This is a genomic window from Streptomyces sp. SID12501, assembly GCF_010550245.1.
Taxonomy (GTDB): Bacteria; Actinomycetota; Actinomycetes; order Streptomycetales; family Streptomycetaceae; genus Streptomyces.
The window spans coordinates 131,357-150,385 of the sequence record NZ_JAAGLU010000006.1 but is presented as its reverse complement, the minus strand read 5'-3'; the positions used below and the strand labels follow the sequence as shown (position 1 = coordinate 150,385).

The window sequence follows — 19,029 nt, the reverse complement described above, 5'->3', positions numbered from 1 at the left end:
CTGCAATGACGAATTTCCCACCTTTCCTGCCACACCTGTTGTGCGGTGGCCCGATGGCCGGTCTCTCCCGGTCCCCGCGAGCCGTGTGGCGCCCTGAGCCCCGGATGTCGGTGCCACCTGCCACAATTGCCGCGCAACCTCAGTGGAGAAGGCGGTACGGGATCGTGACGACACCCCTCGTAGGGTCCATCGAAGGCAGGATCGCCGAGGAACTCGGCGTACGGGAGCGGCAGGTGAGGGCCGCGGTCGAGTTGCTCGACGGTGGTTCGACGGTGCCCTTCATCGCCCGCTACCGCAAGGAAGCGACCGAGATGCTCGACGATGCGCAGCTGCGCACGTTGGAGGAACGACTGCGCTATCTGCGGGAGCTGGAGGAGCGGCGGGCCGCGATCCTCGAATCGGTGCGCGAGCAGGACAAGCTGACGCCGGAGGTCGAGGCGCAGATCCGCGGGGCCGAGACGAAGGCGCGCCTGGAGGACATCTACCTGCCGTTCAAGCCGAAGCGGCGGACCAAGGCGCAGATCGCGCGCGAGGCGGGCCTGGCGCCACTGGCCGAGGGGCTGCTCGGGGACCCGTCCGTGGACCCGCTCGCCGCGGCTGCGGCCTTCGTCGACGCCGACAAGGGCGTCGCCGATCCGCAGGCCGCGCTGGACGGCGCCCGCTCGATCCTCACCGAGCGCTTCTCGGAGGACGCCGACCTGATCGGCGAGGTGCGCGAGCGCATGTGGGTGCGCGGTCGGCTGGCCGCCAAGGTGAAGGAGGGCAAGGAGGAGGCGGGCGCGAAGTTCGCCGACTACTTCGACTTCACCGAGCCCTTCACCGCCCTGCCCTCGCACCGCATCCTCGCGATGCTGCGCGGCGAGAAGGAGGACGTCCTCGACCTGGTCCTGGAGCCGGAGGAGGCGACGGAGGGCCCTTCCTCGTACGAGGGGATCATCGCCCACCGTTTCGGGATCGCCGAGCGCGGCCGTCCCGGCGACAAGTGGCTGAAGGACACCGTGCGTTGGGCCTGGCGGACCCGGATCCTGGTGCACCTCGGCATCGACGTGCGCCTGCGGCTGCGTACGGTCGCGGAGGACGAGGCGGTCAACGTGTTCGCGGCGAACCTGCGCGACCTGCTGCTGGCCGCCCCGGCCGGCACCCGCTCGACGCTGGGGCTGGACCCCGGGTTCCGTACGGGCGTGAAGGTGGCCGTGGTGGACGCGACGGGCAAGGCGGTCGCCACGGACGTGATCTATCCGCACGTACCGGCGAACAAGTGGGACGAGGCGGTCGCCAAGCTGGCGCGGCTCGCCAAGGAACACTCGGTCGACCTGGTCGCGATCGGCAACGGTACCGCGTCCCGCGAGACGGACAAGCTCGCCGGTGAACTCATCGCCAAGCACCCGGAGTTGAAGCTCACCAAGGTGATGGTGTCCGAGGCGGGCGCGTCCGTGTACTCGGCGTCGGCGTTCGCCTCGCAGGAACTGCCTGGCATGGACGTCTCGTTGCGCGGGGCTGTGTCGATCGCACGGCGACTGCAGGACCCGCTGGCCGAGCTGGTGAAGATCGACCCGAAGTCGATCGGGGTCGGGCAGTACCAGCACGACCTGTCCGAGATGAAGCTGTCGCGGTCGCTGGACGCGGTGGTCGAGGACTGTGTGAACGGTGTGGGTGTCGACGTCAACACGGCTTCCACGCCGCTGCTTTCGCGGGTCTCCGGCATCTCCTCCGGGCTCGCGGAGAACATCGTGGCGCACCGTGACGCCAACGGGCCGTTCACCTCACGATCCCAGCTGAAGAGTGTCGCGCGGCTCGGGCCGAAGGCGTACGAGCAGTGTGCGGGGTTCCTGCGGATCCGGGGCGGGGACGATCCGCTGGACGCGTCGAGTGTGCACCCGGAGGCGTATCCGGTGGTGCGGCGGATGGTGAAGTCGGCGGGCAGCGCGGTGGCGTCGCTGGTCGGGAACACGGCGGTGCTGCGGTCGCTGCGGCCCGATGACTTCGTCGACGAGAAGTTCGGTCTGCCGACGGTGACGGACATTCTGCGCGAGCTGGAGAAGCCCGGGCGCGACCCGCGACCCGCCTTCGCGACGGCCACGTTCAAGGAAGGGGTCGAGAAGATCGGCGACCTGACCTCCGGGATGGTGCTGGAGGGTGTGGTCACGAACGTGGCGGCGTTCGGAGCGTTCGTGGATGTCGGCGTCCACCAGGACGGCCTGGTGCATGTGTCCGCGATGTCCAAGACGTTCGTCAAGGACCCGCACGATGTCGTGAAGTCCGGTGACATCGTCAAGGTGAAGGTGCTCGACGTCGACATCCCGCGGAAGCGGATCTCGCTGACGCTGCGGCTGGACGACGAGGCGGTGGCCTCCGGGGAGCAGCAGGGTGGCGGGGGGCGGCCTCAGCAGCGTGGCGGCCGGCCGCCTCAGCCTCGGCAGCAGCGGCAGGGTCAGGGGCAAGGGGGTGGAGGGGCCCGGCAGGGGACGCCTGCGCCGGGGAACAGCGCGATGGCTGATGCGTTGCGGAAGGCTGGGCTGGTGGATCCCAAGCGGCGGTGAGCTTGCGGTGAGGGGGTGTTGCCGGGTGCCCTTGTTGTGAGGGCACCCGGTGCTGGTGCTGTGCGGTTCGTCGGCGCGGGCCCGGTGGGGGTTGGTCGCGCCCCGCGGCGGAGCCGCAGAAAGATACAGCCCCGCGCCCCTTTGGGGCTACGCCAGCTCCGACACCTTGCCGTCCACCACCTCGAAGCGGCGGGTCACCTGTACCGCGTCCAGCATTCTGCGGTCGTGGGTCACCAGGAGCAGGGTGCCCTCGTAGGTGTCGAGGGCCTGTTCCAGTTGTTCGATGGCCGGGAGGTCGAGGTGGTTGGTCGGCTCGTCCAGGACCAGGAGGTTCACGCCCCGGCCCTGGAGCAGTGCCAGGGCTGATCTCGTGCGCTCGCCGGGGGACAGGGTCGCCGCCGGGCGCAGGACGTGTTCCGCCTTCAGGCCGAACTTGGCCAGGAGCGTGCGGACCTCCGCCGGTTCCGTGTCGGGGACCGCCTCACAGAACGCGTCCAGCAGCGCCTCGGGGCCGAGGAAGAGCTTGCGGGCCTGGTCCACCTCGCCGACCACCACACCCGAGCCGAGCGTCGCGTGGCCCGCGTCCAGGGGGACGCGGCCCAGCAGGGCACCCAGCAGGGTCGACTTTCCGGCGCCGTTCGCGCCCGTGACCGCGATCCGGTCCGCCCAGTCGATCTGTACGGTCACCGGGCCGAGCGTGAAGCCCGCGCGGCGCACCTCCGCGTCCCGCAGGGTCGCGACGACCGAGCCGGAGCGCGGGGCCGCCGCGATCTCCATGCGCAGTTCCCACTCCTTGCGCGGCTCCTCGACCACGTCCAGCCGTTCGATCATGCGCTGGGTCTGGCGGGCCTTCGCGGCCTGCTTCTCGCTGGCCTCGCTGCGGAACTTGCGGCCGATCTTGTCGTTGTCGTTGTTCGCCTTGCGCCGGGCGTTCTTGACGCCCTTGTCCATCCAGCCGCGCTGCATCTGGGCCCGGTCCTGAAGCGCGGACTTCTTGTCGGCGTACTCGTCGAAGTCGTCGCGGGCGTGCCTTCGGGCGACGTCCCGCTCCTCCAGATAGGCCTCGTAGCCGCCGCCGTACAGCTTGATCTGCTGCTGGGCGAGGTCGAGTTCGAGGACCTTGGTGACCGTGCGGGTGAGGAACTCACGGTCGTGGCTGACCACGAGCGTGCCCGCGCGCAGGCCCTTGACGAAGCGTTCCAGGCGTTCGAGGCCGTCGAGGTCCAGGTCGTTCGTCGGCTCGTCGAGGAGGAAGACGTCGTAGCGGGAGAGGAGCAGGGAGGCGAGGCCCGCCCTTGCCGCCTGGCCGCCCGACAGGGACGTCATCGGCTGGTCCAGGTCCACGGTCAGGGCCAGGGAGCCGGTGACCTCCTCCGCCCGTTCGTCGAGGTCGGCGCCGCCGAGGTCGAGCCAGCGCTCCAGGCTCACCGAGTACGCGTCGTCCGCGCCCGGGGAGCCGTCCACCAGCGCCTGCGTAGCCTCGTCCATCACCCGCTGGGCCTCGGCCACGCCCGTGCGGCGCGCGAGGAACTCGCGGACGGTCTCGCCCTCCCGGCGCTCCGGCTCCTGCGGGAGATGGCCGACGCTCGCGCTCGGCGGGGAGAGGCGCAGTTCGCCCTGCTCGGGCGGGAGCAGCCCGGCCAGCATCTTCAGGAGCGTGGACTTGCCCGCGCCGTTGGCACCGACGAGCCCGATCACGTCTCCGGGCGCGACGACGAGGTCGAGCCCGGAGAAGAGGGAGCGGTCGCCGTGGCCGGCGGCGAGATTCTTGGCGACGAGAGTGGCAGTCATCAGGAGGCCGATCCTAACTCCCGACGGCGGGGGCCCGCGTCCGGGATTTCACCGGGCCATCGGCTCCACCAGCACGGTTCCCGACGTGCGCGCCACGATGAACGACTCCCCCTTCACCGCCTTCGCGTCCAGGGCGATGCGGTGCCGGCCGGGCTCGAGGATGCCGTCGAAGACGTCGAGCGTGTGGGTGCGGTACAGGCGGTCCAGGCGGTACGCGGTGAGGTGGACGCGACAGGTGGAGGTGACCTCTATGCCCGCCTCGCCGTCGGCGGCGACCAGGTGGGTGAGGCGGCGTTGTTCCAACGGGCTGCGGTCCAGAGCGTGTTCGATCTGTGCGACGAGGAGCGGGATGATCGGGGCGAGACCGTCGACGTACGCCACCTCGACGCCCGCGTGGTCGAAGGAGCGGCGTACGGCGGCACGTTCCGCCTCGTCGATCGCCCGGCCGAAGGCGACGGCGCCATAGCCGCGCAGCTCGTCGGCGGGCACGTCCGTGGCGTCCCGGGTGATGTCCGCGCCGATGCCGATGGTGCGCAGCGCGGCGGCGAGCTTGGCGAGGACGGCGACGCGGGCGCCGATCAACAGGACCCGGCGGCGGGCCGCACCGGACTCGGCGGAGTGCGCGGCCTCGGCGGTCTCCGCGGTGTCGAGGAGGGAGCCGAGCGCGTCCCGGTACTCGGCGCCCGGGAAGCGGAAGGGCCCGATGCCGTGGTAGCCGTTGAGCTCCAGGTCGGCGTGGGTGTCCGTCTGCCAGGCGAAGTCGCGCCACACGTAGTCGTCGCCGTCCTTCTCGATGGCCGCCGTCACGGCGCCGCACTCCAGGTCGGCGCACTCTGGACAGCCGTAGATGATGTACCGGCCGCCCGCCAGGGGGGCGTCGGCCTCCAGGAGCAGGCCGCGGACCTGCGCGGTGAAGATCGCGGGCGGGATGTCGGAGGCGAGCGGGGAGACCGCGTCGAGGTCGGACAGCTGGTAGAGGAGGGGGCGGCCGTCGACGATGAAGTCGAGGAAGTCCCGGTGGACCTGGTAGTCACCGTTGGCGAGGACTCCACCGGCACGCATCGCCGGTGCCAGGCCGAAGGTCGCGTAGTCGGCAGACATGTTGTGAGTATCCCCAGACTGGGACCGATCTGAGCACGGCATGACATATTCCGCTACGGTCCCTCGATGGAGAAGCGGCGGAGCGGTGAAGTGATCGTGGTCGGCGGCGGGGTCATCGGGCTGACGACGGCGGTGGTGCTGGCCGAGCGCGGGAGCCGGGTCCGGGTGTGGACGCGGGAGCCCGCCGAGCTGACCACCTCGGCGGTTGCGGGCGCGCTGTGGTGGCCGTACCGGATCGAGCCGGAGGAGTCCGCCGGGGAGTGGGCGCTCGCGTCGCTGTCCGTCTACGCGGAGTTGGCGCAGCGGCCCGGGGAGACGGGCGTACGCATGGTCGAGGGTGTACAGGAAGGGCAGCGGCTGGACGGGCTGGGGCCGTGGGCCGCTCGGGTGCCGGAGCTGCGGGAGACGGACCAAGGGCTCTGGGCCCGGCTGCCGTTGATCGACATGCCGGTGCATCTGGGGTGGCTGCGGGAGCGGTTCCTCGCGGCGGGTGGTGTGGTGGAGGAACGGTCCGTCCAGGACCTCGCCGAGGCCGCGGGGGCCGGCGGGGCGGACGTCGTCGTCAACTGCACGGGGCTCGGAGCACGCGAGCTCGTGCCCGATCCGGCGGTGCGTCCCGTTCGGGGGCAGTTGGTCGTCGTGGAGAACCCGGGGATCACGACCTGGTTCACGGCGGCGGGGCACGGCGCCGCGAAGACCACGTACTTCTTTCCGCAGCCGGGCGGCCTGATCCTGGGCGGCACGGCCGATGAGGACGAATGGTCGCTCGTGCCCGATCCGGCGGTGGCGCAGGAGATCGTGCGGCGCTGTGCGGCGGTGCGGCCGGAGATCGCCGGGGCACGGGTGCTCGGCCACCGGATCGGGCTGCGACCCACCCGCCACGCGGTGCGGCTGGACCGTGAACTCCTATCCGGCGGGCAGGTGTTGGTGCACAACTACGGACACGGCGGCGCGGGGATCACGGTCGCCTGGGGATGCGCGCTGGAGGCGGCGAGGCTCGCCGGGGGTGGTGAGGACCAGCCCCGGGCGTAACCCCGCCGCGTCTCAGGTCAGCAGTCGGTGCCCGGCTCGCCCGCCGTCAGGTGGTAAGGCGCCCGCTGGACGAAGGGCAGGGGTGCGGCGATCAGCGCGGTCGGGCGCGGTTTCATACGGTTCCCGGGATGCGGTGGGCGGCGCGCGGATCGCGGACGCCGTCGAGGAGGGACGGGCCCGGGGTGGCCGCGACGGTACCGGTCGTGGCCCGCGCGAACGCGCCCGCACCGCCGACGAGGGGGACCCTGGCCGTCGTACGGGACAGATCGAGCGTCAGGGTCGGGGTGGTCGACGGAGGGTCGATGAGGTCCTTGTCCGTGCCCGCGACGATCAGGGCGAGGCGGTGGCCCGCCGGGATGACGTGGTCGCTCGCGTGCAGGTCGAGGGTGATCGTGTAGCGCTTGCCCGGGGTGAGCGGGACGCCCTTGGTGGCCGAGGCGTGGTTGCCCAGGTCGGCCCAGCCCCGGCTGAAGATCGTGTAGTCGACGGGTGTCGTCTTCGCCTGCGTGGAGCGGAAGCAGGAGCTGTCGCCGGTGGTGCTCGGGCCCCAGCAGGTGCGGTCGGTGAGCGTGGTGATGCCTTCGGCACCGTCGGCGTAGTCCCGGATGGTGTCGGGGCCGAGGTCGACCAGGACGGCGGTCAGATGGGCCGTCGAGGTGCTCGGGGTGGCCGTCACGGTCACCGTGGACGAGCCGGACACGCGCAGGGCCTTGGTCAGCGGCTTGGTGGTGAAGCCGGCATTGCCGGGCGTCGGGCTGTCGATCTGCGCGGACCAGTCGGTCTCGCTCAGGCTCGGGTCGTCGGTGAACGTCGCCGTGCCGGACTGCCCCCGCAGACCCAGGGTGCCGACGCCGGGCTGTTCGCCGGTGCCGGGGCGCAGGCTCACCGTGTGCGGGGCGCGGGGCGGCCAGACCGACGAGGTGACCCACTGGTCGGGGTGGCGTTCGATGTCGGCCATGGGCTCGTCGTCGATGCCGTTGTCGTAGCCGAGCAGTTCGTGGTCGAACCAGCGGTGCAGGGTGTCGACCCAGGTGGCGCGGCGGAAGTCGAAGGGGTCGACGTGGCCGGTCTGGGAGAGCCAGATCTTGCGCTCGACGCCGTGCTTCGCGAGGGCGTCCCACCACTGGCCGAAGTGCTTGGGGCGGACGTTGAGGTCCTGCTGACCGTGGATGACGAAGACGCTGGCCCTGACCTTCCGGGCGTCCTTCGCGTAGTCACGCTCGGTCCAGAACGGCGTCCGGTCACCGGTGCGTGGGGCCCCGTCGACGATCTTCTGCTGTACGGCGGCGCACTTGGCGCGGGCGGCCGGGCTCTCGACGTAGTCGGACAGCCATTCGGGGCCGGAGTCGTAGAGGGGGGCGCCCTTGGCGAAGTAGTAGTCGTACCAGGAGGAGATGGCGCTGATCGGGACGATCGTCTTGAGGCCCTTGACCCCGGTGGCGGCGACGCCGTTGGCGATCGTGCCGTCGTAGCTCTTGCCGATCATGCCCGTCCTGCCGTTGGTCCAGGACGCCTTGGCGCGGCTGGTGCCTGTGCGGCTCGTGTAGCCCTTGGCTCGGCCGTTCAGCCAGTCGACGACGGCCTTCGCGGACTGGATGTCGGAGCGTCCGCCGATGTCGACGCAACCGTCGGAGCGGTTGGTGCCTGCCAGGTCGACGCCGACGAAGGCGTAGCCGCGTGGCACGAAGTAGTTGTCGTAGAACAGCGGCATCTGGACAACGTTGCCGCTCGCGTCGTACGTCTTGCGCTGACCCTCGTTGCCGCGTCCACAGCAGGAGTAGTAGGGGCTGGCATCCATGATCACGGGGATCTTGCGGCCCTGCGCGGCGGGTTCACTCGGCCGGACGATGTCGACGGCGACGCGGTCGCTCTTCCCGTCGCTGTCGCCGTCGAGTCCGGTGTCCACCCAGACGGCCTCGCGGATCGCGTTGTCGTAGGAGTAGACGGGTCTGCTCTCCCGGGGGGCGCTGTGGGCGACGGCCGGGGTGAGCAGGGCGGCCGTGAGGGCGGCGGTGGCCGCCATGGCGAGCGTTCTCCAGGCCGTGAGGCGCGTGCGTATCGGCATGCGCGGACGGTACATCGGTCAACTCCCGCGCAGAAGAGGGCAGCTGAGGGGCAGGAGGGGTTGAAGTGGCCATGAGGTGGCTGAGAACGGTCTGTGCGGTGGGCGGCACGTGGCGGCCGAATGGCGATCGTGTGACAGCGGTGGCTGTGAACACGCGTGGGGCCACAGTGAATGAATAGGCTCCGGACAGACTCACCTTCCCCCCACGGCTACGACTGCCTCTACGACTTGGAGCTCTCGTGCACCGCAGACTCATCGCCCCCGGCACGCTCACGGCCGCCCTGCTGCTGGCGATCCCGGCATCGGCCGCGAGCTACGTCCCCGGGGCGCCGGGCATCGGCGACCCCTACTATCCGGCGTACGGCAACGGCGGATACGACGTCTCGCACTACGACCTTCGGCTCAAGTACCAGCCCGCCACGGACGAGTTGGAGGGCACGGCGACCCTCCTCGCGACCACGACCCAGGATCTGTCTCGGTTCGATCTGGACTTCCTGCTGGAAGTCGACGAGGTCCGCGTCAACGGCGTCCGGGCCGTCTTCGCCACCTCCGGCGAGCACGAACTGGAGATCACTCCGCGCACTCCTCTGCCCAAGGGTTCGGCGGTGACCGTCGTCGTGCGGTACAGCGGAGTTCCCTCGTCGAAGCAGGCGTACGGCTTCACCAGCTGGCACCGCACCCCGGACGGCGGCGTCGGCGCGAACGAGCCCGAGTCGGCCTGGTGGTGGTTCCCGAGCAACGACCACCCGCTCGACAAGGCCACGTACGACGTCTCGGTGCTCGTCCCGGACGGCTCGCAGGCGATCTCCAACGGCACGCTCCAGTCGACGAGTTCACGCCTCGGCTGGACCCGCTACAACTGGCGCTCCAACAAGCCGCAGGCCACGTATCTCGCCACCCTCGCGGTCGGTCGGTTCGACCTCACGACCGGGACGACCGAGAGCGGCATCCCGGTCGTCAACGCCTACAGCAAGGACCTCGGCGACAACTACGGGGCCGCACGGGCGAGCGTCGAGCGGACCGGCGAGGTCGCGGACTGGCTGGCGGGATACTTCGGCCCCTACCCCTTCAACGCGCTCGGCGGGTATGTCCCGAACACGAACACGGGGTACGCGCTGGAGACGCAGACGCGGCCCTTCTACAGCCCGCGCCAGTTCGCGAACGGTACGAACGTCTCCGTCGTCGTCCATGAGCTGGCCCACCAGTGGTACGGCGACGACGTGTCCGTCGCCGGCTGGAAGGACATCTGGGTCAACGAGGGCTTCGCCCGGTACGCCCAGTGGCTGTGGTCCGAACACGAGGACGAGGGCACGGCGCAGGAACTCGCCGACTACGTGTACGCCCTGCACCCGGCCGACGACCCGTTCTGGACCGTGAAGCCGGGCGACCCGGGACCCGAGAACCAGTTCGACCTGGCCGTCTACGACCGGGGCGCACTGGCCCTCCAGGCGCTGCGCAACGAGATCGGCGACGCGGACTTCTTCGCGATCCTGAAGGGGTGGCCCACGAAGTTCGCGTACGGCAACGCGTCCGTAGCCGACTTTCGGGCGTACGCCGAACAGGTGTCCGGCGAGTCGTTGGGGGCGTTGTTCGACGCCTGGCTGTTCCAGGCGTCCAAGCCGGGTGCGCCTGCGGCGCGGGCGTCGGTCGTTCCGGTGCCGCCGAAGTCCTGGAGGGAGATCGCGGCGACGAACTCGGTGCACGAGGGGCACTGAATTTTTCCCACCCACCCAGCCACCCATCCACCCGTTTCCAGTCCGATCATCGGCGAGGGCTGGGGAGGCGCCGCCCCCAGGACGGGGGCGGCAGGGACGTTACCCGTCCCCGAACCCCTCCCGCTTCGCCGCCTTCTCCACCAGCAGCGCCGGCGGAGCGAAGCGCTCCCCGTACCGCTCCGCCAGCTCGCGCGACCGCGCCACGAAGCCCGGCAGGCCGCCCTCGTAACCGTTGATGTACTGGAGGACACCGCCCGTCCATCCCGGGAACCCGATCCCGAAGATCGAGCCGATGTTGGCGTCGGCGACCGACGTGAGCACGCCCTCCTCCAGCAGCCTCACCGTGTCCAGCGCCTCCGAGAACAGCATCCGTTCCTGCATGTCCTTGAACGGGATCCGCGTACCCTCCCCGCCCTCCCCGCCTTCACGCGCGAAGTGCTCCCGCAGTCCCGGCCACAGCCCCGCCCGCTTGCCGTCCTCCCCGTACTCGTAGAAGCCTCCGCCCCCGCTCCGCCCGGTACGGCCGAACTCGTCCACCATGCGGTCGATCACCGCCTCGGCGGGATGCGTCACCCATGTACCGCCCGCCTCCTCCACCGCCCGCCTGGACTCCGCCCGGATCTTGCGCGGCAGGGTCAGCGTCAGTTCGTCCATGAGGGACAGCACCTTCGCCGGGTAACCGGCCTGCGCCGCCGCCTGTTCGACCGACGCGGGCTCGATGCCCTCGCCGACCATCGCCACGCCCTCGTTGATGAAGTGACCGATGACCCGTGAGGTGAAGAAGCCGCGCGAGTCGTTGACGACGATCGGGGTCTTCCTGATCTGGCGGACCAGGTCGAAGGCCCGCGCCAGCGCCTCCTCCCCCGTCCGCTCGCCCTTGATGATCTCGACGAGCGGCATCTTGTCGACCGGCGAGAAGAAGTGCAGTCCGACGAAGTCGCCCTGCCGTTCGACCCCTTCGGCGAGGGCGCTGATGGGCAGCGTCGAGGTGTTGGAACAGAGCAGCGCGTCCGGTGCGACGAGGTGCTGGATCTCCTGGAACACCTTGTGCTTCAGGGCCGGGTCCTCGAAGACCGCCTCGATCACCGCGTCGCAGCCCGCCACGTCCTGCGGATCCGCGGTCGGCGTGATCCGGGCCAGCAGCTCGTCCGCCTTCTCCTGGGTCGTGCGTCCCCGGGAGACCGCCTTCGCGCACAGCTTCTCGGAGTAGTTCTTCCCCCGGGCCGCGGCTTCCGCGGAGACGTCCTTGAGGACGACCTCGATGCCCGCGCGGGCGCACGAGTAGGCGATGCCCGCGCCCATCATCCCGGCGCCGAGGACCGCCACCCTGCGGACCGGGCGCGGTTCGACGCCCTTGGGGCGGTTGGCGCCCGAGTTGACGGCCTGGAGGTCGAAGAAGAACGCCTGGATCATGTTCTTCGAGGTCTGTCCGGCGGCCAGTTCCACGAAGTAGCGGGCCTCGATGACCTGCGCGGTCTCGAAGTCGACCTGGGCGCCCTCGACGGCCGCCGCGAGGATGCCGCGCGGGGCCGGGTAGGGCGCGCCGTTCGTCTGCTTGCGCAGGTTGGCGGGGAAGGCGGGCAGGTTCGCCGCGAACCGGGGGCTGGCCGGGGTGCCGCCCGGAATACGGTAGCCGGGCCTGTCCCAGGGTTGCCGCGACTCGGGGTTGGCGTCGATGAAGGCGCGGGCCTTGGCCATCAACTCGTCCTGCGTGGCGGCCACTTCGTCGATCAGGCCGTTCTTCAGGGCGCGCTGGGGGCTGTACTGGGTGCCCTGGAGCAGCACCTTCAGCAGCGCGTCGGCGATGCCCAGCAGGCGTACCGTACGGACGACCCCGCCGCCTCCGGGGAGCAGGCCGAGGGTGACCTCGGGACAGCCGATCTTCGTACCCGGCGCGTCGAGCGCGACCCGGTGGTGGCAGGCCAGCGCGAGCTCGTAACCGCCGCCCAGGGCTGCGCCGTTCATCGCCGCGACCACCGGCACGCCCAGGGTCTCGATACGACGCAGGTCGCGCTTGATGGCGAGGCCGCCCTCGAACAGTTCCTGGGCCGTGTCGGAGGTGACCCGGATCAGGTCGCGCAGGTCGCCGCCCGCGAAGAACGTCTTCTTGGCGGAGGTGAGGATGATGCCGCGGATCGTGTCCTTCTCGGCCTCCAGACGGTCGGTGACCACCGCGAGGGAGTCCCGGAACGCCTGGTTCATGGTGTTCGCGGACTGGGCCGGGTCGTCGAGGACGAGGGTGACGAGACCGGTGCGGTCCTGTTCCCAGCGGATGGTGGTGCTCTGTGTCATGACGGGAATCTCCGTAGAAGCTCAGAAGTCTCTTGATGCCGCTGGGTCGGCTGAACCACTCATGCGCCGGCTCCGCCGATTCGGCCGGTTCCGCCGGGAGTTCAGATCCGTTCGACGATCGTCGCGATGCCCATGCCGCCGCCCACGCACAGGGTGGCGAGGCCGTACCGCTTGTCCTGGCGCTCCAGTTCGTCGATGAGCGTGCCGAGGATCATCGCGCCGGTGGCGCCGAGCGGGTGGCCGAGCGCGATGGCGCCACCGTTGACGTTGATCCTGTCGAGGGGCAGACCCATGTCCCGTGCGAAGCGCAGGACGACGGCCGCGAACGCCTCGTTGATCTCGACGAGGTCGATGTCGTCGATGGTCAGCCCGGCCTTGGCGAGCGCCTTGCGGGTGGCGGGCGCCGGACCGGTGAGCATGATGGTGGGCTCCGAGCCGGACACGGCGGCGGAGACGATCCGCGCGCGCGGACGCAGCCCGTAACGCTCGCCGACCTCCCGGGAACCGATGGCGACCAGCGAGGCGCCGTCCACGATGCCGGAGGAGTTGCCCGCGTGGTGGACGTGGTCGATCCTCTCGACCCAGTGGTACTTCTGGAGCGCCACGGCGTCGAAGCCGCCCAGGTCGCCGATGTCCGCGAACGACGGCTTCAGCCGGGCCAGGGAGTCGGCCGTGGTGCCGGGGCGCAGGTGTTCGTCGTGGTCGAGGACGACGAGGCCGTTGCGGTCCTTCACCGGGACGAGGGACCGTTCGAAGCGGCCTTCCTTCGTCGCCGTCGCCGCCCGCTCCTGGGACAGGGCCGCGTACTCGTCGACGTCGCGCCGCGAGAAGCCCTCGACGGTGGCGATGAGGTCGGCGCCGATGCCCTGCGGCACGAAGTTGACGGCCAGGTTGGTCATCGGGTCGTTGAACCAGGCGCCGCCGTCCGAGCCCATCGGCACCCGTGACATCGACTCGACCCCGCCCGCGAGAACGAGGTCCTCCCAGCCCGAACGCACCTTGGCGGCGGCCATGTTGACGGCCTCCAGACCCGACGCGCAGAAGCGGTTCTCCTGGACGCCGGCCACCGTGTCCGGCAGTCCGGCGACGACCGCGGCGACCCGCGCGATGTCGGAACCCTGGTCGCCGACCGGTCCGACGACGCCCAGCACGATGTCGTCGATCGCGGCCGGGTCGAGGTCCGGGAAGCGGTTCCTGATCTCGTGGATGAGGCCGACGACGAGATCGACGGGCTTGGTGCCGTGCAGGGCCCCGCTCGCCTTGCCGCGTCCGCGCGGGGTGCGGATCGCGTCGTACACATACGCTTCGGTGCTCACTGGTGGGCCTTTCGGGGGTGGGTTGGGCGAGCGGGGCAGGCAGGGGGTCAGCCGCCGTCCCGCAGGAGTCGGGGCACGTCCCAGTCGCGCGCCACGTCCTCCGTGTCGGCGCCGGGCTGGGCGGGGCCGCTGTGGATCGACGTGTGGGTGACGGAGAAGCGGGGCGCGGGGGCGGGCTGGGTGATGCCGCCGTGGTCGGTGAAGGTGCCGCGGGCGGCCAGGTGCGGGTGGTGCGGGGCCTCGCGCAGCGAGAGGACGGGCGCCACACAGGCGTCGGAACCCTCGAAGACGGCCGTCCACTCGTCCCTCGTACGGGTTCTGAAGCGGGCCGTGACGGCCTCGCGCAGGTCGTTCCAGCGGGCGATGTCCTTGCGGGCGCCGGAGTGCTCCGGGAGGCCGAGCAGGTCGAGGAACTCCGCGTAGAACTGCGGTTCCAGGGCGCCGACCGCCATGTACCGGCCGTCGGCGGTCTCGTAGGTCCCGTAGTACGGGCAGCCGCCGTCGAGGAGGTTGGCGCCGCGCCGGTCCTGCCAGCCGCCTGCCGCGAGCATGCCGTGGATCATCGTGGCGAGGTGGGCGGCACCGTCGACGATCGCGGCGTCCACGACCTGACCGGTGCCTGTCGCGCGCGCGTGATGGAGGGCGGCGAGGACGCCGACGACGAGGTAGAGGGAGCCGCCCGCGTAGTCGCCGAGGAGGTTGGCCGGGGCGGGCGGCGGTTCGTGCGGGCTGCCGATCAGGCCGAGGGTGCCGGTCGGGGCGAGGTAGGCGATGTCGTGCCCGGCGCGGCGGGCGAGCGGGCCCTCCTGGCCCCAGCCCGTCATCCGGCCGTAGACGAGCCTCGGGTTGCGGGCGTGGCAGGTCTCGGGTCCGATGCCGAGGCGCTCGGCGACGCCCGGGCGGTAGCCCTCGACCAGGATGTCGGCGCGGGTGGCCAGGTCCAGGACGCGGGAGGGTCCGTCGGCCGCCTTCAGGTCGACGATCACCGACCGCTTGTTGCGGTTCGTCACGTCGTACTCGGGGTTGACGGCGAGTCCGCTGCCCCCGGGCCGGTCCACCCGCACCACGTCGGCGCCCAGGTCGGCGAGGAGCATGGCGGCGAACGGGCCGGGCCCGATGCCCGCCAGCTCGACCACCCGCACCCCGGCGAGCGGGCCGCTTCCCGTGGTCCCCGCGACTGACATCGAGCCCCCACTCCCGTGACACGAACCGATGTGACACCAGCGATGCTAGGAACGCGTTCCGCTCCGCACAAGGCTTCGCAGGACGTTGATTAAGCAAGCGCTTGGCCAAGCCGCTTCCTTCCGGACAACGACCGGCCGCGCGAGATCGATCCACCTCACGCTAGCCTCGACCACCGACAACGGCGCGGGATGCACAGCAAGGGGTGTCATGAACAGGCCGAGCAGGGCGGAACGCCCGTACGACATCGTGTTGTTCGGAGCCACTGGCTTCGTCGGCGCGCTCACCGCCGAATACCTCGCCGCGCACGCGCCCGAGGATCTGCGCTGGGCGGTCGCCGGCCGCGACCTGGACAAGCTGGAGCGGCTGCGGGAGCGCCTCACGGGCATCGGCGGGGCCGCCGAGGCCGGGGTGCTGGTGGCGGACGTGTCCGATCCGGCCTCGCTGCGCGAACTCGCCGGCCACGCGCGCGTGCTGGCCACGACGGTCGGCCCCTATCTGACGTACGGCGAGGAACTGGTCGCCGCCTGCGCGGACGCCGGCACCGACTACCTCGACCTCAGCGGTGAGCCCGAGTTCGTCGACCTGATGTACGTCCGGCACGACACACGCGCGCGGGAGACCGGCGCCCGACTGGTGCACGCCTGCGGTTTCGACTCCGTCCCGCACGACCTGGGCGCGTACTTCACCGTCGCGCAGCTGCCCGAGGGGGTGCCGCTGACCGTGGACGGGTTCGTGCGCACCGAGGCGATGTTCTCGGGCGGCACCTTCGCCTCGGCGCTCAACCAGTTCTCCCGGGGACCCCGGATGCTGGCCGCCGCACGCGACCGCCGACGCCACGAGCCGCGGCTGCTGGGCCGCCGGGCGACCGCACCCGCGGGCGTACCCCGGTACGCCGGGGAGGTCGGCGCCTGGGCGCTGCCGCTGCCCACCATCGACCCGCAGGTCGTGGTGCGCTCGGCACGCGCGCTGGAACGGTACGGCCCCGATTTCCGTTACCGCCACTACGCGGCGGTACGGCGGCTGCCCTTCGCGGTGGGCGGAGTCGCCGCCGCCGGTGCGGTGTTCGCGGCGGCCCAGCTGCCGCCCGCACGGCGCTGGCTGTCCGGACGGCTGCAGCCTGGTGACGGGCCGAGCGCGGAGCGGCGGGCGAAGAGCTGGTTCTCGGTGCGGTTCGTGGGTGAGGGCGGCGGACAGCGGGTGTTCACGGAGGTGTCGGGAGGCGACCCCGGCTACGACGAGACGGCGAAGATGTTCGCCGAGTCCGCGCTCTCCCTGGCCTTCGACGATCTCCCGGCGACGGCCGGTCAGGTCACCACCGCCGTGGCGATGGGCGACGCGCTGATCGAACGCCTGCGCAAGGCGGGGATCACGTTCCGGGTCGCGGCCAGCAGGTGACCGGCCGGGCCGTCAGAGCTCAAGAAGCTCTTCTGCGGCTTACTGGGCCCAGCCGGTGACCGTGTAGATCATGCCGCCGATCCAGGCGAGTCCCGCCAGTACGGCGACGATCAGTGCGGCCGTGACGGCGCGCTCGACGGGCTGGGCCGGGCTGGCGAGGGGCTTCGGGGCTCGGTGCGTGGTCATGCACACAGCCTGCCGACAGCTCAGGGCCGCCGACATCCGTACAAGTACTCAGAACACGTACTCAGATGATCACCGGATCACCTGATTGCCTGATTGCCTGATTGCCTCGGACGGTCGCCTCCGTCAGGCGGTGGCTTCCTTCAGGGCCCGTCTGCACAGGGCGTCCGCCCGGCGGGTCGTCTCCGGGAGGCGGTAGGCCGGGGTGAGCGCCAGGGTGTGGGCGCAGGCCGTGTCGAGGGACGTGCGGTGGCCGACCGAGACGAACACCGGTTTGACCGCGTCCCGGGTGCGCAGGGCGCGGCCGACCTCCTCGGTGCCCGCCAGAAGCGGGGACGCCGACCCGCGCCGGGGCCCCGGCTCCTCGTAGGCGAAGGTGAACGGGTTCTTCGCGACGCCGATCGTGGGCAGGCCGGTGAGGACACCCAGGTGGCTGGCGAGGCCGAAACGGCGCGGGTGGGCCAGGCCGTAGCCGTCGCAGACGACGAGGCCGGGCGGGACGGGCAGCGCGTCCAGAGCGGCCAGGACGGCCGGGATCTCGCGGAACGCGAGCAGGCCGGGCACGTACGGGAAGGGGACCCGCCCGGTGGCCGTGGCCTCGGCGACGACGTCGAGGCTCGCCGCGTCCAGGACGACCGCGGCGGCCACGACGAGGTCCCGCTCGTCGTCGTAGGCGACGTCGACGCCCGTGACGTGCCCGGTCCCGGCCGGCGGTCCCGGCTCGTCCAGGACCACCCGCAGGCACAGCTCGTCCTGGACCTCGCGGGCCCGTTCCTCGGTCGCGGGCCAGCCCGCCGGGATGGGTACGGTCGTCGTCATCACCATGGTGACGACGAGGGTACGGGCCGGGCGACCGGCTACCCGCCACAGGCCTCCCGCCGCCTCACTTGTCGCCGAGGGCCTTCTTCAGCTGCGCCTTGTTCATGCCCGAGCGGCCGTTCACGTTCCGCTTCTTGGCCTCCTCGTACAGTTGGTCGTAGGTGGGTCCCTGGGCACCCTTGTGCGAGCGCTGTCCGCCGCGCTCGGCGGACGACATGTCCTCGGTGGACGTACGGCCGGCGGTCCTGGACTCGCCGGACCGGGCGCGTTCCTTGTTGACGGTCCGCGCGGCGATCTCCTCGGCGCGCTTCCCGCTCTCGCCCCGGTCCAGCGCGCTGTCCTTGCTGTGTTCGTACTGGCGCTCCCGCTTGGGGCTCGCACCACGTGGCATGGCCGTTCACTCCCTCGGCTCGCGCTGCCTTCTCGTGCCGTTCCGGTGAACGGGTACCCGGGCCTCAGGATTCGAGCCGTGCCACCCGGCCCTTCTCGCCGGCGGCCCAGCAGCCCAGGTCGGGGGTGCAGTCCACGGTGTCGTACGAGCCCGTGTCGACGGTCTTCCAGGTGCGCCCCGCGTCCGTGGTGAGGTCGGTGCCGGTCGGGCCGACCGCGAGCGCCGCAGTGCGGCCGTACGGGAGCCAGGCGACGCCGGAGCGGTAGGCGGGCGGCGGTGCGGTCGCCGTCGTCCAGGTGCGACCGCCGTTCGCGGTGACCGCCCCCGCGCGCGGGGAGGCCTGGTCGGCGCGGTAGTCGCCGCCGACGGCCAGTCCGTGCGTGCGGTCGCGGAAGGCGAGCGCGAAGACGCCGCGGGCCGGGTCGCCCGCCGGTATCGGGGTGTCGGTGGCCGTCCAGGTGAGCCCGCGGTCGGCGGAGTGCAGCACACGCGCGCGTGCACCTCCGCCCGTGGCCAGCCACACGTCACGCGGCCCCGAACTCACCAGGCACTGTCCGCTCGCCGCGAAGCCCGCCTCGCCCTCCAGCGCGGCCGGCATGCCGGCGCTGGGGAGCACGGTCCAGGAACGTCCGCCGTCGCTGGTGGACAGGATGCGGAACTTCCCGTCCACCGGGTCGCTCATCGCGAGGCCGTGGCGGCTGTCGAAGAAGGTGAGGCAGTCGTAGAAGGCCCTGGCGTCGGTGTTGCGGAAGGACTCGGTCCAGGTCTCGCCGCCGTCGTCGGTGCGGTAGACCCGGGAGGCCTCACCCTCGCCGATGGCGAGGACCACGGCGCGCCGCGCGTCGAACGCCTCGATGTCCCGGAACTGGAGCTCGGCCGCACCCGGCGGAGAGACGTTTCGCCAGCTCGTTCCGCCGTCGGTGGTGCGCAGGACGGTGCCCTGGGTGCCGGCGAGCCAGGCGGTGCTCCGGCTGACGGCGGACAGTCCACGGAAGCGGACGTCGGTGGTGCCGCTGTCCTTCGGCGCCCAGTGCGGCGCCCGGTGCCCGGCTCCCCACACGGCACTCGTCCCCTCGTACGCCTGCGCGGGTACGGCCGGTCCGGCGGCCACGGCGGCGAGCGCCGCCGCGTACGCGCCTGCCATCACCGTTCGCCTCGTCCGACTCGTGCGCCTGTTCTGTCGCTGTATCCCCATGATTCTCAT

At 71.3% G+C, this 19,029-nt stretch carries 14 protein-coding genes; 4 read left to right on the top strand and 10 right to left on the bottom strand.

Going from position 1 to position 19,029, the window contains the following annotated elements; all coding sequences use genetic code 11:
• Positions 1–164: 164 nt before the first annotated feature.
• On the top strand, positions 165–2,540 hold the full coding sequence (locus G3I71_RS08780; RefSeq protein WP_164313377.1) for a Tex family protein: 2,376 nt from the start codon (positions 165–167) through the stop codon (positions 2,538–2,540).
• A 147-nt stretch (positions 2,541–2,687) separates the two neighbouring features.
• Here the strand turns inward: G3I71_RS08780 and G3I71_RS08775 are convergent, their stop codons facing one another.
• Both G3I71_RS08775 and G3I71_RS08770 read right to left on the bottom strand, forming a co-directional pair.
• On the bottom strand, positions 2,688–4,331 hold the full coding sequence (locus G3I71_RS08775; RefSeq protein ID WP_164313376.1) for an ABC-F family ATP-binding cassette domain-containing protein: 1,644 nt from the start codon (positions 4,329–4,331) through the stop codon (positions 2,688–2,690).
• A 48-nt stretch (positions 4,332–4,379) separates the two neighbouring features.
• The gene (locus tag G3I71_RS08770) at positions 4,380–5,432 is read right to left on the bottom strand and encodes an oxidoreductase (protein WP_164313375.1); all 1,053 of its coding nucleotides are present in this window, start codon (positions 5,430–5,432) and stop codon (positions 4,380–4,382) included.
• Between the two features lie 66 nt (positions 5,433–5,498).
• Here G3I71_RS08770 and G3I71_RS08765 point away from each other — a divergent pair, with 66 nt between their 5' ends.
• Positions 5,499–6,464, top strand: coding sequence for an FAD-dependent oxidoreductase (locus G3I71_RS08765; protein WP_203729712.1), 966 nt, complete (start codon positions 5,499–5,501; stop codon positions 6,462–6,464).
• Between the two features lie 112 nt (positions 6,465–6,576).
• Here G3I71_RS08765 and G3I71_RS08760 read toward each other — a convergent pair whose 3' ends face one another.
• On the bottom strand, positions 6,577–8,529 hold the full coding sequence (locus tag G3I71_RS08760; RefSeq protein ID WP_164313374.1) for a Xaa-Pro dipeptidyl-peptidase: 1,953 nt from the start codon (positions 8,527–8,529) through the stop codon (positions 6,577–6,579).
• A gap of 239 nt (positions 8,530–8,768) precedes the next feature.
• On the opposite strand from G3I71_RS08760, the gene G3I71_RS08755 reads away from it, so the two are divergent.
• Entirely contained in the window at positions 8,769–10,244 is a 1,476-nt protein-coding gene (locus G3I71_RS08755) for a M1 family metallopeptidase (RefSeq protein ID WP_164313373.1), read from the top strand.
• A 99-nt stretch (positions 10,245–10,343) separates the two neighbouring features.
• Here the strand turns inward: G3I71_RS08755 and G3I71_RS08750 are convergent, their stop codons facing one another.
• The 3 genes from G3I71_RS08750 to G3I71_RS08740 form a co-directional block, all read right to left on the bottom strand.
• Complete coding sequence (locus tag G3I71_RS08750) at positions 10,344–12,536, bottom strand: 3-hydroxyacyl-CoA dehydrogenase NAD-binding domain-containing protein (RefSeq protein ID WP_164313372.1); 2,193 nt, start codon at positions 12,534–12,536, stop codon at positions 10,344–10,346.
• Positions 12,537–12,637: 101 nt separating this feature from the next.
• Positions 12,638–13,852, bottom strand: coding sequence for an acetyl-CoA C-acetyltransferase (locus G3I71_RS08745; protein ID WP_164313371.1), 1,215 nt, complete (start codon positions 13,850–13,852; stop codon positions 12,638–12,640).
• Between the two features lie 47 nt (positions 13,853–13,899).
• Entirely contained in the window at positions 13,900–15,036 is a 1,137-nt protein-coding gene (locus tag G3I71_RS08740) for a CaiB/BaiF CoA-transferase family protein (protein WP_164313370.1), read from the bottom strand.
• A 208-nt stretch (positions 15,037–15,244) separates the two neighbouring features.
• Here G3I71_RS08740 and G3I71_RS08735 point away from each other — a divergent pair, with 208 nt between their 5' ends.
• Positions 15,245–16,432 carry a trans-acting enoyl reductase family protein gene (locus G3I71_RS08735; RefSeq protein ID WP_164313369.1) on the top strand — a complete coding sequence of 396 codons (1,188 nt, stop codon included), beginning with the start codon at positions 15,245–15,247 and terminating at the stop codon, positions 16,430–16,432.
• 39 nt (positions 16,433–16,471) lie between these two features.
• Here G3I71_RS08735 and mmpA read toward each other — a convergent pair whose 3' ends face one another.
• The 4 genes from mmpA to G3I71_RS08720 form a co-directional block, all read right to left on the bottom strand.
• Positions 16,472–16,618 carry a morphogenic membrane protein MmpA gene (mmpA, locus tag G3I71_RS50255; protein WP_203729711.1) on the bottom strand — a complete coding sequence of 49 codons (147 nt, stop codon included), beginning with the start codon at positions 16,616–16,618 and terminating at the stop codon, positions 16,472–16,474.
• A gap of 123 nt (positions 16,619–16,741) precedes the next feature.
• Positions 16,742–17,440: an endonuclease V gene (locus G3I71_RS08730; protein WP_164313368.1), complete on the bottom strand. Its 699-nt coding sequence runs from the start codon at positions 17,438–17,440 to the stop codon at positions 16,742–16,744.
• 58 nt (positions 17,441–17,498) lie between these two features.
• Positions 17,499–17,825, bottom strand: coding sequence for a plasmid stabilization protein (locus tag G3I71_RS08725; protein WP_164313367.1), 327 nt, complete (start codon positions 17,823–17,825; stop codon positions 17,499–17,501).
• A 64-nt stretch (positions 17,826–17,889) separates the two neighbouring features.
• A complete protein-coding gene (locus G3I71_RS08720; RefSeq protein WP_164313366.1) occupies positions 17,890–18,969 on the bottom strand; it encodes an oxidoreductase in 1,080 nt (359 codons plus the stop codon).
• Positions 18,970–19,029: the final 60 nt, after the last annotated feature.

What these genes read in the sequence shown, in the direction of transcription:
- G3I71_RS08775 (WP_164313376.1), bottom strand. Translation starts at nt 4,331, where the DNA reads ATGACTGCCACTCTCGTCGCCAAGAATCTCGCCGCCGGCCACGGCGAC.
- G3I71_RS08770 (WP_164313375.1), bottom strand. Translation starts at nt 5,432, where the DNA reads ATGTCTGCCGACTACGCGACCTTCGGCCTGGCACCGGCGATGCGTGCC.
- G3I71_RS08765 (WP_203729712.1), top strand. Translation starts at nt 5,499, where the DNA reads ATGGAGAAGCGGCGGAGCGGTGAAGTGATCGTGGTCGGCGGCGGGGTC.
- G3I71_RS08760 (WP_164313374.1), bottom strand. Translation starts at nt 8,529, where the DNA reads ATGCCGATACGCACGCGCCTCACGGCCTGGAGAACGCTCGCCATGGCG.
- G3I71_RS08750 (WP_164313372.1), bottom strand. Translation starts at nt 12,536, where the DNA reads ATGACACAGAGCACCACCATCCGCTGGGAACAGGACCGCACCGGTCTC.
- G3I71_RS08740 (WP_164313370.1), bottom strand. Translation starts at nt 15,036, where the DNA reads ATGTCAGTCGCGGGGACCACGGGAAGCGGCCCGCTCGCCGGGGTGCGG.
- G3I71_RS08735 (WP_164313369.1), top strand. Translation starts at nt 15,245, where the DNA reads ATGAACAGGCCGAGCAGGGCGGAACGCCCGTACGACATCGTGTTGTTC.
- mmpA (WP_203729711.1), bottom strand. Translation starts at nt 16,618, where the DNA reads ATGACCACGCACCGAGCCCCGAAGCCCCTCGCCAGCCCGGCCCAGCCC.
- G3I71_RS08730 (WP_164313368.1), bottom strand. Translation starts at nt 17,440, where the DNA reads ATGGTGATGACGACGACCGTACCCATCCCGGCGGGCTGGCCCGCGACC.
- G3I71_RS08725 (WP_164313367.1), bottom strand. Translation starts at nt 17,825, where the DNA reads ATGCCACGTGGTGCGAGCCCCAAGCGGGAGCGCCAGTACGAACACAGC.
- G3I71_RS08720 (WP_164313366.1), bottom strand. Translation starts at nt 18,969, where the DNA reads ATGGCAGGCGCGTACGCGGCGGCGCTCGCCGCCGTGGCCGCCGGACCG.